General features: G+C 56.3%; 6 protein-coding genes. All 6 read right to left on the reverse strand.

The annotated features are described in order from the left end of the window. Positions 1-49: 49 nt before the first annotated feature. The 6 genes from J3362_RS16300 to pepN all read right to left on the reverse strand — a co-directional run bounded on the left by J3362_RS16300 (position 50) and on the right by pepN (position 11,802). On the reverse strand, positions 50-2,653 hold the full coding sequence (locus tag J3362_RS16300; RefSeq protein ID WP_349521133.1) for a TRAP transporter permease: 2,604 nt from the start codon (positions 2,651-2,653) through the stop codon (positions 50-52). Positions 2,654-2,738: 85 nt separating this feature from the next. Beyond that, entirely contained in the window at positions 2,739-3,722 is a 984-nt protein-coding gene (locus J3362_RS16305; protein ID WP_008170494.1) for a TAXI family TRAP transporter solute-binding subunit, read from the reverse strand. Between the two features lie 184 nt (positions 3,723-3,906). Beyond that, entirely contained in the window at positions 3,907-6,291 is a 2,385-nt protein-coding gene (locus J3362_RS16310) for an efflux RND transporter permease subunit (RefSeq protein ID WP_349521134.1), read from the reverse strand. Positions 6,292-6,337: 46 nt separating this feature from the next. Next, positions 6,338-7,486, reverse strand: coding sequence for a WD40/YVTN/BNR-like repeat-containing protein (locus tag J3362_RS16315; protein WP_349521135.1), 1,149 nt, complete (start codon positions 7,484-7,486; stop codon positions 6,338-6,340). 148 nt (positions 7,487-7,634) lie between these two features. Next, the gene (locus J3362_RS16320) at positions 7,635-9,020 is read right to left on the reverse strand and encodes a DUF1329 domain-containing protein (RefSeq protein ID WP_502882447.1); all 1,386 of its coding nucleotides are present in this window, start codon (positions 9,018-9,020) and stop codon (positions 7,635-7,637) included. 139 nt (positions 9,021-9,159) lie between these two features. Then, on the reverse strand, positions 9,160-11,802 hold the full coding sequence (gene pepN, locus J3362_RS16325) for an aminopeptidase N (protein WP_349521139.1): 2,643 nt from the start codon (positions 11,800-11,802) through the stop codon (positions 9,160-9,162). Positions 11,803-11,832: the final 30 nt, after the last annotated feature.

An 11,832-nucleotide genomic window follows, 5' to 3' on the forward strand; every position in this document is an offset into this window, starting at 1 on the left:
GAAAAAAACCCGGCAGGTTAATGCCGGGTTTTCACGAACAGGCGCGGCATCAGGCCGGCTGGCCGGCGGCCTCTTCCCTGGCCCGCCGACGCAACTGACCGAACGCCAGAAGCCCGAGCAACGCCAATGCCGGAATGAACATCAGTTCCTTTGGCGGGCGTTCGAGGTCAACCTGCACCGCGTCGATGGTCCAGCCAAACTGGATACCGGCATCTTCTGCCGGGCTGCCAAACCCGACGAAGTCGACGGCCATCTTTTCGCCGTCCGGGCTGAGCTCCAGCCCGGCGTCCATCAGACGCTGCTCAGCCGAATCGCCAGCCGGAATCTCGAGCCTTACATAGGTCGTCACCTCGTCGCCGTCGATTGTCATTCCGGATGCCTTCAGCACAATGGGCTTATCAGCCGGTACATCCTCGACGTACTCCATGATCTGCGCACCCGGCTGATCCTCTGTTGGCGGGTAGACCATGTCCCACCAGTAACCCGGCCGGAACATGGTGAAGGTAATCAACAGCAACAGCAGTGATTCCCACTTGTAGCTTTTGGTAAACCAGAAGCCCTGAGTGGCCGCTGAAAAGACCAACATGGCAGTTATGGCGCTGAATATCGTTACTAACAGATCGAACCAGCCCGTCAGACCGATCAACAACAACTGCGTGTTGAAGATGAACATGAACGGAAGGATCGCTGTCCGGATGTCGTAGGTGAAGCCCTGAATACCCGTTCGTATGGGGTCAGCTCCGGATATGGCAGCGGCGGCATAAGCCGCCAACCCCACGGGCGGAGTGTCATCCGCCAGAATGCCGAAGTAGAAAACGAACAGATGAACGGCAATCAGGGGAACGATCAGGCCGTTCTGAGCCCCCAGAGTGACAATCACCGGGGCCATAAGAGTGGATACAACAATATAGTTGGCAGTGGTTGGCAGGCCCATGCCCAATATCAGGCTGATGATTGCCGTAAAGATCAGCATCAACAGCAGGTTGCCGCCGGACAAAAACTCGACAAACTCGGTCATTACCAAACCGATGCCGGTCAAGGTGACTGTGCCCACCACGATACCGGCGGTGGCAGTTGCCACACCGATACCCACCATGTTCCTAGCACCGGTGGCGAGCGAATGCGCGAGATCGAACACACCGTCTTTGAATTCGCCCAGGAAATTACCGTGCTTGTAGAAGAAGGCCTTCAACGGGCGCTGTGTCACGACGATGAAAATCATGAACAGTGTGGCCCAGAACGCTGACAACTGCGGTGAAAAACGCTCGACAGTCAGGCACCACACGAGCACCACAACGGGGAGAAGGAAGTACAGGCCAGTCTTTACCGTCGGGCCAACAGGCGGCAATTCGCCCATGTCCTTTTCCGGATCGTCTTCCTCAAGCTCAGGGAATCGGGTGGCGTAGCCAACCAGGCCCACATAGATCAGCACAAGCAGCGGGGCCAATACCCACATCGCCGCCTCGCCGAACAGCGTCTTCGTCCAGCCGACCCCGTAATAAACCGCCAGGGTCAGGACACTCAGGCCAATCAGGATAACGACCCAGTTCAACAGACGCTGGGCAAGGGTTGGCTTGTTGAGGCGCTCAATGCCCTGCATGTTGAGTTTGCAGGCTTCCAGATGGACGATATAGATCAGTGCCACGTAGGAAATCATCGCAGGCAGAATCGCGTGCTTGATCACTTCCAGATAGGAGATACCAACGTACTCGACCATCAGGAAGGCGGCAGCGCCCATGATGGGCGGCGTGAGCTGGCCATTGGTGGATGCGGCAACTTCTACAGCACCGGCCTTGGTCGCCGGAAAGCCGACTCGCTTCATCAGAGGAATAGTGAACGTGCCGGTTGTGACAACGTTCGCGATGGACGAACCGGAAATAACGCCGCTCAGACCGCTCGAGACCACTGCGGCTTTGGCGGGACCACCACGCATATGCCCCAACATGGCGTAGGCGACTTTTATAAAATAGTTACCGGCACCCGCCCGCTCAAGCAACGCACCAAAAAGCACAAACAGGAAAACGAAGCTGGTGGAAACCCCAAGTGCAACACCAAACACGCCTTCCGTGCCCAGCCACTGGTGAGACGCCAGTTTACTCAGGCTCACGCCCTTGTGGGCAATCACATCCGGCATATAGGGGCCGGCAATCGAATAAGTGATGAAGACCGCAGCGACGATAGTCAGCGGGAGGCCGAGCGCCCTGCGCGTGGCTTCCAGCAAAAGCACGAGACCGATAAGCGCAACCCACAAATCCTGGATGATCGGCGCCCCGGGCCGTGTTGAAAGCTCTTCGTAAAAAACGTAGAGGTATGAGGCACAGAAAGCAGCGACAAGCGCCAGAATCCAGTCGTAGATGGGGACGATATTTACATGCCGCCCCTTGATCATCGGGAAGGCGGAAAACGCCAGGAAAACGGCAAACGCAAGATGGATTGAGCGCGCTTCTGTGGAATTAAAGATTGCGAAATTGAAGATATAGGGTAGCGGTGACGCAATCCAGAGCTGAAACAGCGACCACACCAGGGGAACGATAAAGAGAATAACCGCGGCGTATCCACTGGTCGCCCTGCCCCCGGTTTCAGTCTGCAGGATCTGGTCTACATTACTGCTACCACCAGCACCAGCTCCGTTAGCCGGATCGCTCGTCGCCATAAATTAGTCCCGTACGTAAACAATCAATCTCTGAAAGGGCGTCACAGCGGGCTTAAGCCCGCCGTGACGGAGTGCAGCAGGCAGATCAGTCGATCAGACCAGCTTCCTTGTAGTACTTGGCAGCACCCGGGTGCAGAGGCGCACTCAGGGCATCAGAGACCATCTCTTCCTTGTTCAGGTTGGCAAACGCAGGATGCAGGCGCTTGAAGCTGTCGAAGTTCTCGAAAACAGCCTTCACAACCGCGTAGACAACGTCATCCGGCACATCAGTGGATGATACGAAGGTTGCCGCAACGCCGAAGGTAGTAACGTCATCGTCACTGCCGCGGTACATACCACCAGGAATGACCGCCTTACGATAGTACGGGTTCTCGTCGATCAGCTTCTGTGTGGCAGCGTTATCAACGTTAACCAGGACACTGTCACAGGAAGTGGTCGCTTCCTTGATGGCGCCAGAGGGGTGGCCAACCGTGTAGAAGAAGGCATCAATGTTACCGTCACACAGGGCCTGGGACTGCTCCGCCGCCTTGATTTCGGCAGCCAGGGAGAACTTGTCCAGCGTCCAGCCCATCTCATCCATCAGAACCTCGGCGGTGGCGCGCTGACCAGAGCCCGGGTTACCAACGGATACCCGCTTGCCTTCCAGGTCTTCAAAGGTCTTGATGCCCGAGCCCTTGCTGGCAACAACGGTGAACGGTTCCGGATGAAGGGAAAACACCGCCCGAAGGTCCTTGTTCGCACCATCGTCCTTGAACTGGCTGGTGCCGTTGTAGGCGTGGTACTGCCAATCGGACTGGGCTACGGCCAGATCGAGTTCACCCTGGCGAATCGCATTCAGGTTGTATACGGAACCACCGGTACTCTCAACGGAACAGCGAATGCCATGCTCTTTGCGGTCCATGTTCACCAGACGACAGATCGCACCGCCGGCCGGATAATAAACACCGGTTACACCGCCGGTACCGATGGTCACGAAACGCTGCTCCTGCGCGGAAACAGAGGTTGAAGCAGCACCCAGGCTGACTGCAGCAGCGACAGCAAATGCGGAGGCTTTCAGTTTCAGTGTCATGTGAGTTCTTCCTTTTTCTGCTCGTTGTAATTAGATGACCGCCTGTAGGGCGGGCAAGACATACGGTCACGGTAAAACATAGACCACTTCACGTCATAAATAAAGCACGGATTAGCTCGCTAACCGGTTGAGCAGACAACAAAAAAGCCCGCAGGGCGGGCTTTTTTGCAGGTCGGTGCGAATGTTATTTCGCCGCTCGTGCCTTGGCAAGCATCTGATCCGGCCGCAGCAGGAACCGGGCCAAAGCCGGCAACAGCCAGATAGCTCCCACCATGTTCCAGAGGAACATGAAGAACAGCAGGAAGCCCATGTCAGCCTGGAACTTGATCGGCGAGAATATCCAGGTAACAACGCCCAGACCCAGGGTCACGCCAGTAAACATAACGGCCTTACCCGTCGAGCGCAGGGTTTCATAGTACGCGTCCTGAAGGGTCTTGCCTTCCAGCAGGTATTTCTCCAGCTTGCTGTAGATATAGATGCCGTAGTCGACACCGATACCAACCCCGAGGGCAATCACCGGCAGGGTGGCCACTTTGATACCGATGCCAGATACCGCCATGATTGCCTCGCACAGGACCGAAGTCAGCCCCAGAGGTATCACGATACACAGCACCGCACGGATCGAGCGGAAGGTCACGAAGCACAGCAAACTAACCACGCCGTAGACAAGGATCAGCATCTTGTCCTTCGCAGCAGAGATTACTTCGTTGGTCGCGGACTCCACACCCGCGTTACCGGCCGCCAGAAGGAACCTGTGTTCCTCAGTGCTGTTGTTCTGGGCGAACTCTTCCACCCGATCAACAACGGTCTCCAGCGTTTCCGCCTTGTGATCCTCGAGGAAGACAAGGACAGGCGTCAGACTGCAGTCGGTATTGATCAGCCCCGCAGGAGCCTCACGAATGGACGCATTGATGATGGTCTGGTTACGGGAGATCTCGAACCACTTCCAGTTACCCTCGTTCAACGCCTTGGTGACCATCTTGGAAACATCGGCCAGAGAAACAGATGACTGCACGCCCGGCGTGTTCTGAAGCTCCCACTGCAGGGAATCCATTGCACGCAGCACGTTGTACTGGGTGCACTGCTCTTCCGGCGTTTTAACCATCACCACCAAGACATCTGCACTGGTTGAGTAGTTGTTGATGATGTAGGCGTTGTCTTTGTTGTAACGGGAATCCGCTCGCAGCTCAGGCGCACCCTGGTCGAGGTCGCCGATCTTGAGGTTTTGCTTGTAGTAGAGACCGAGCCCGAGGCCAATCACAGCGATCAGCAGCGAGATCGGTGCCACACCAGGATGGGAGAAGTAGGACAGCACTCGCCATTTCCGGTCCTGCTTCTCACCGTGGTTCTGAACGTGGCGGATGCCACCTTTGGAAATCCCGATGTAAGACATGATCAGCACATGCAGCACGAGGTTGGTGAGGATAACGAACGCCACACCAATACCCGCGGCAACCGCCAGATCGCGGATTACATCGATCTCGATAAAGAACAGAGTCAGAAAACCGAAGGCGTCAGAGATCAGAGCCAGCATGCCAGGTATGTAGAGTGCCCGGAATGCCAGACGAGCTGCGGTCACTGCGTCGAAGCCCTTGGCCGCTTCCACAGCCATGGCATTTACAATCTGCACACCGTGACTGATGCCGATGGCGAACACCAGGAATGGCACCAGAACCGAGTAAGGGTCCAGGCCATAGCCCAGAAGCCGGAGCGTGCCCAGCTGCAGGAACACGGCGATGATCGACGTAAATACGGGAACCAGGGTTCCGGTAATGGAACGGGAGTACCAGAACAGCAACAGCGTGGTCAGGAGAATGGTAATCCCCGCAAACCATGCGATGGAGCCAATGCCCTCAATCAGATCGCCCACCTTCTTGGCGAAGCCGACGATGTGAATCTTGATGTTCGGATTCTGCTCTTCGTATTTTTCGCGGATTTTTTCTTCAAGCTGACGGGAAAAGTCACCGTAATCCAGAGCCTCACCGGTTTCTGGATTCTTTTCATAGAGCGGCGCGTAAACGATTGTCGAATTAAAGTTATCAGAGATCAGCCGCCCCACTTCGTTCGAACGCAGAACGTTCTGACGAAGTTGTTCGAGGCTTTTCCGGGAGCCGTCGTAACCGTCCGGTATGACAGTACCACCCTGGAAACCTTGCTCGGTAACCTCAACCCAGCGGACGTTCGACGTCCAGAGAGATTTCAGGCCGGAGCGATCCACACCGTTGAGATAGAAAACCTCGTCAGTGATCTGCTTCAGGGTTTCCATATACTCTTGGGTAAAAATATCGCCTTCTTTCGACTCAACGGCGATACGAACGAAGTTACCGAGATTCTCCAGATCGTCCCGGTGATCAAGCATATTTACGATATACGGGTGTTCGAGCGGAATCATGCGCTCGAAACTGGCATCGGGCTGAATCTTGACGGCGTTGTACCCGAGGAAAAGCGTCAAAATGGCAAAGGCAATGAGAATAACTGCCCGATTGTTGAAAATCAGCCTCTCGAGAAAGGGTTCCGCCTTGGGCGTCGTCAAGTAGTGCTCGCCCTTGTCATGCTTAGGGTTGGACATTCAAAAGCCCCTCTATTGTTCGTTCGGTTGTTGCCACATCAGGGCGTTATTGAAGGTTTCTGCCACGGGCGTCTGTAATTCTTACGCCACCTTCGCCGACAATCAGCAGGTCTGTTCCTGAGATAGGCACCGCACTCATGACGCCTTCCCGATCACTACGGAAATGCTCCCGGAAGGTTTCGGCGCCATTGGTACTCATCAGCACGGCACCGCCGTTACCCACCAGGGTGATGCGACCATCATCGGCAACCACGCCATTGTTGAGTGTCGCGCCCGCTGAATTGGGAACCATCCGCCAACTCTTGCCCAGATCCGAGGAGAACAGCATGTTCCCTCGCAAGCCAAAAGCGAGAATCTCGTTCACCTGACCTGTACCGATCACACCGAACAGGGAGCCTTCATAGGGTGCCTCGCGGCGCTCGAAAGTCTCTCCACCGTCAACGGAAACATGTATCTGACCGGCCTCACCGACGACAACGAGAGCGCCCCCCGTGATGCGGGTGATGCCGTTAAGGTGAAAGTTCTGCCGGTTTTCAATTCTTGGCGCCCAGTCTTTCCATGTCTCACCGCCGTCCATCGTGCGCAGGAACATGCCGTAGGCACCAACAACAAAACCGCGGTTCTCGTTTTCAAACCAGACATCCAACAGCGGGTTGACCGGACCAATATCCATATCTGCCTGAATGTTCTCAAGGGCAAAGTAGAGGTCATCCAGCGCCCACTCGAGATCCTCTTTTTCCTCTTCGGGCGCTTCTTCGATGCGCTCCTCCATGGCGGCAATCTGCTCTTCCCGGCTCTCAATCGCCAGTTCCATGGCCCGGATACCGTCAATCTGAAGGCTCCAGGTTGCCCCGGCATCACTGGTATGCAACACAACGCCACTGTGGCCCACTGCCCAGCCATGGGTGTCGGAGCCAAAATCGATCGCTGTCAGGGTTACAGAAACAGGAACTTCACCCTGAACCCAGCTTTTTCCCTCATCGTCCGAATAGATGATATGGCCGCGTTCTCCCACAGCCACAATGCGATCCCCTACCCGGGTCGCATCGGTGAGAAGATTGTCCGGGGCCAGATCCGTCGGCCGGGCCGGGGTTTCGATGATATCTGCAAGCGCAAACGCTGCAGGGGCAGACCAGACCATGGAAAGTCCAAGGCAGGCAGCGCCCAGAGTCTTGCACATCAACCTTTTAGCCATTCAGATTGCCTATTATGTTGTATTGAACTGTGTCTCTGACCGGCAGAGCCGGGAATAACTGTGAACATACCGGCAACCTCGCGATTGCCGGTATGTCAGGTCGCCACTTCCTGTGGGCGGGGGGACGCATCCCTCGGCCAACAGCGCGTTAGCGAACACTCCTGCGGCGCAGGGAAGCCGGCGAGAAGTAGCGCTTGTTCGGAACCTCGTCGGTGAACACGCGGGTATTTGGCTCTTCCGTATCCAGACCGAGCACATGATAACGACGGGCCTGAAGGTCATGATAGACGTCAAGAACCGTCCACACACCCGGAAGTTCATAATAATTTTTGGGCAGCCCCATGGTTACACGCCAGAGTTCGCCGCGACCGTCGTACTGATCCAGCAGAACGGTGTTCCAGCTATCCTCGTCAATATAGAACCGACGTTTGCCGTAGATATGGCGCTCCCCGTCTTTCAGCGTAGCTTCAACCACATGAACGCGGTGAAGTTCCCAGCGGGTGAGATCCGGATTCAGGTGTGAGATACCCAGGATTTCCTCGTAAGGAAGACCTTTTTCACCAATCCGGTAGTTGTTGTAGGGGATGTAGATCTCCCGTTTGCCCTCGTAATTCCAGTTATAGCGGTCCAGGGCCCCGTTGAAGATATCGGTATCGTCTGCAGTACGAAGGTTGTCGGCCGCTGCAATCGGCGAATCGTAACCAAGGTTTGGCGCCCGTCGTACGCGACGTTGCCCAGCGTTATAGCCCCACCCGTTCCGCGGATTGATGATCTGGTTCAGGGTCTCGTGGATCAGTATGGCACCACCGGCCAGGCGGGGTGGTGACTGGGTAAACGACAGGTAGTAGAAGATCACGTTATCCAGATCTTCTTGACCGCCTTCCGGGTTGTAGTAATTGAAGAAGGCTTCCTGCTGGGAGGTAACCAGCGAATAGTCACCGTTGGTCTGGACTGCCACCTCGCTGGAGCGCCGGGTTACAGACACACCGCGCCAGCGCGTCAGATGGTTCCACACCGCCTGCCAGGCTTTCTGCTCGTCATTGCCGTGCAGGATCGGGAACGGATAGCCGCCAAACGCACCATCCAGGCCTTCGCCCTGCCCAACAATTTCTGCATTCACCGCGTTTTCGCGAGTATTCTCAGCCACCCAATCGGGAACCGCATGGGTACGACGGGACTGATAAACGGGCACCCGGAACGTTGTCGGGTAGGTTTCCAGCAACGCCTTCACACCGTCAGTGAGGTACTCCTCGTACTGATCCATGTTGGCAGGCGTGATGGTAAACAGGACTTCATCGTCCGGAAAAGGATTGATGTGGTGCTGGCCGCTGCCCTCATAGCCGGGAGGCGCCTCTGTCAGGCCTCCGGTCCAGGCCGGAATGGTTCCGGCGCTGTTGCCGGCCTTGGGCGAGCCAAAGGGTGTCAAATCCTGGCCCAGGCGGGCCGCTTCACTGGCGGAAACAGCCGCCCACGCAGGCGATGACGCCACGGAGAGAGCCAAGAGGCCGCCGAGAATCGCATTTTTGTTATACATCATTGTGAAACCTTAAGTGCGTCTGGAAGCCTCTTTGGAGGCTTTTTTATTGTCGTCTGATGGAATTACAGACCTTATTCCAGATTAACCGATCCCAGACTAAAGTCTATCGACCGAAAGTGCGATTTTGTATCTGACTTCAATCGGCAAGGCTCTTGTGCACCACCTCGTAGACATCCCGGGACAATCCGGCTTTGTCCCGGATACGCTCCAGGGCCGATTTCATCCGGTTGCTGTATGAAGGCGAAAACTTTCTCCAACGGGTCAGCGGCGTTACCAGACGCGCTGCAATCTGCGGATTGCTGTCGTCCAGGCGGCAGACCTGATCGGCAAGGAATTCGTAACCGGATCCGTCCGGGTTATGGAAAGCTGCCAGATTCTGGCCCGCAAACGCGCCAACCACAGACCGGATCTTGTTGGGGTTTTTCCAGTCGAACGCCGGATGCTCCAGAAGCTTGTGGATATCAGAGAGCTGCCCGGCCTGATCACTGGCCGCCTGGACGGAGAACCATTGCTCAACAACCTGAGGATCATCGTGGAACCGATCGTAAAAGTCGTCCAGCGCCTCCTGGCGATCAGACTCAAAGCCCGAATTGACCAGTGCTCTCAAGGCACCCATGCGATCGGTCATATTGTCAGCAGCGTTCAACTGGCTGACAGCCAGACTCCGACCTTCCTCATCATCAATCATCAGCAGCCAGGCAAGCGCGGTGTTGCGCAGGCTACGGCGGGCAATAGCATCCGGTGTCACCTCGTAAGGACCACTGCCCTGATGCCGCTGGTAACAGCCCAGCAACTCGCCTTTCAGGGCACTCGCCAGATGCCGTAGCACGGCCTCGCGTGCACGATGGATAGCCGGCACATCGGCCTTGTCTGTCAGTTCAATCAGGTAGGCTTCAGATGGCAACTGCAGCATTTTCGCAACCAGTGCCTGATCAAGATCGGCGTCAGAAATCAGTTTGCGATAGGCCTCAACCAGTCTCGGGTCGATTTCGGCATCATCGGACGCATTCACCAGCGATTGAATAACATCGACCGCCAGTCTCTGGCCCGCATCCCAGCGATTGAACCCGTCCGGATCATGGCTCATCAGGAAGAGCAGCTGTTCGCGGGTCCAGTTGTAGCGAACCCGAACCGGCGCGGAGAAGTGCCGCAAAAGTGATGGCACGGGTCTGGACTCGACGCCATGGAATTCGAAAGTGTGGACGGCTTCGGTCAGCTCAAGCACCCGCTCCGTCGGCGCACCCGAATCTCCGGGTTCAAGCTGCAACGGCAGGGGCTGGCCATCCTGTCCGAGCAGACCCAGCGCAAACGGGATGTGCTGGGGCTTTTTGTTGGTCTGGCCCGGGGTATCCGGAATGCTTTGCTCAATGGTCAGGCGGTACACGCCTGTCTCCGCGTCAAAGTCGTCCGAAATGACCAAAACCGGCGTACCGGCCTGTTCATACCACAGACGGAACTGGCTCAGATCCCGACCGGAGGCATCCTCCATGGCTTTGACAAAATCATCGGTTGTGACGGCCTGGCCATCGTGACGTTCAAAATACAGGTCACTGCCCTTGCGGAACATGTCCGGCCCCAGCAGGGTATGGATCATACGTACGACTTCTGCACCTTTCTCATAAATGGTCAGGGTGTAGAAGTTGGAGATTTCCATGTAGGAAGCCGGCCGCACCGGATGCGACATCGGGCCTCCGTCTTCAGCAAACTGGGCGGTACGCAGCAGCGTGACATCCTCAATCCGCTTCACAGTAGGAGAACCCATGTCTGCCGAAAACTGGGAATCCCGGAACACGGTAAAGCCCTCTTTCAGGCTGAGCTGGAACCAGTCGCGGCAGGTGACCCGGTTACCTGACCAGTTGTGGAAATATTCGTGGGCGACAATGGCCTCAATGCGCTGGAACGCCATGTCCGTAGCGGTTTCCTGGCTGGCCAGCACACAGGACGAGTTGAAGATGTTGAGCCCCTTGTTCTCCATCGCGCCCATGTTGAAGTCGTCTACCGCCACAATCATGAAAATATCGAGGTCGTATTCACGACCATAGACTTCCTCATCCCAGCGCATGGAACGCTTCAGCGAGTCCATGGCGTGATCGCATTTCTCGGCGTTGCGGGGTTCCACATACATGCGCAGATCGATGTCGCGGCCCGAGCACGTGGAAAACGTGTCCCTTTTCTCTACCAGATCTCCGGCCACCAGGGCGAAGAGGTAACAGGGCTTGGGGAACGGATCTTCCCAGGTTACAAAATGACGGCCGTTTTCCAGCTCGCCTTTTTCAACATCATTACCATTGGAGAGGAGAACCGGATAGGCGTCCTTGTTGGCTTCTATGCGAGTGCGGAAACGCGCCATCACGTCCGGGCGGTCCGGGAAGAATGTGATGCAGCGGAACCCTTCAGCCTCGCACTGGGTGCAGAACATGCCCGAGGACTTGTAAAGCCCTTCCAGACGGGTATTGTTCTGCGGCTCGATCCAGGTGACGACCGTCAAAGTGAACTGTTCCGGCACCGAGCGAACCACCAACTGGTCGCCCCGATCTTCATAATCACCCGCGGCCAGCTCAGCGCCGTTCAGAGCGACAGATTCGAGCGTCAGGCTGTCACCATCGAGCTCCAGAGGCGCCGCCGTCTCATCCGATTCCGGGTTCCGGCGGAGTTCGAGGGTGCTGTGCACCCGTGCGCCATCCTCAAAAAGCTCGAATCGCAGGTCTACAGTGTCGACCAGATACGCAGGTACCTTGTAATCGCTCAGATAAATGGTTTGTGGCTGGCTGGTACGCATGGGTTTTCTCCAGAATTCGCGGCCGGCGGG

Source organism: Marinobacter sp. NFXS11 (assembly GCF_040148675.1).
Lineage (GTDB): Bacteria > Pseudomonadota > Gammaproteobacteria > Pseudomonadales > Oleiphilaceae > Marinobacter.

Bases quoted from the DNA above. Each gene is read 5' to 3' on its own strand.
- J3362_RS16300 (WP_349521133.1), bottom strand. From the start codon at position 2,653: ATGGCGACGAGCGATCCGGCTAACGGAGCTGGTGCTGGTGGTAGCAGT.
- J3362_RS16305 (WP_008170494.1), bottom strand. From the start codon at position 3,722: ATGACACTGAAACTGAAAGCCTCCGCATTTGCTGTCGCTGCTGCAGTC.
- J3362_RS16310 (WP_349521134.1), bottom strand. From the start codon at position 6,291: ATGTCCAACCCTAAGCATGACAAGGGCGAGCACTACTTGACGACGCCC.
- J3362_RS16315 (WP_349521135.1), bottom strand. From the start codon at position 7,486: ATGGCTAAAAGGTTGATGTGCAAGACTCTGGGCGCTGCCTGCCTTGGA.
- J3362_RS16320 (WP_502882447.1), bottom strand. From the start codon at position 9,020: ATGTATAACAAAAATGCGATTCTCGGCGGCCTCTTGGCTCTCTCCGTG.
- pepN (WP_349521139.1), bottom strand. From the start codon at position 11,802: ATGCGTACCAGCCAGCCACAAACCATTTATCTGAGCGATTACAAGGTA.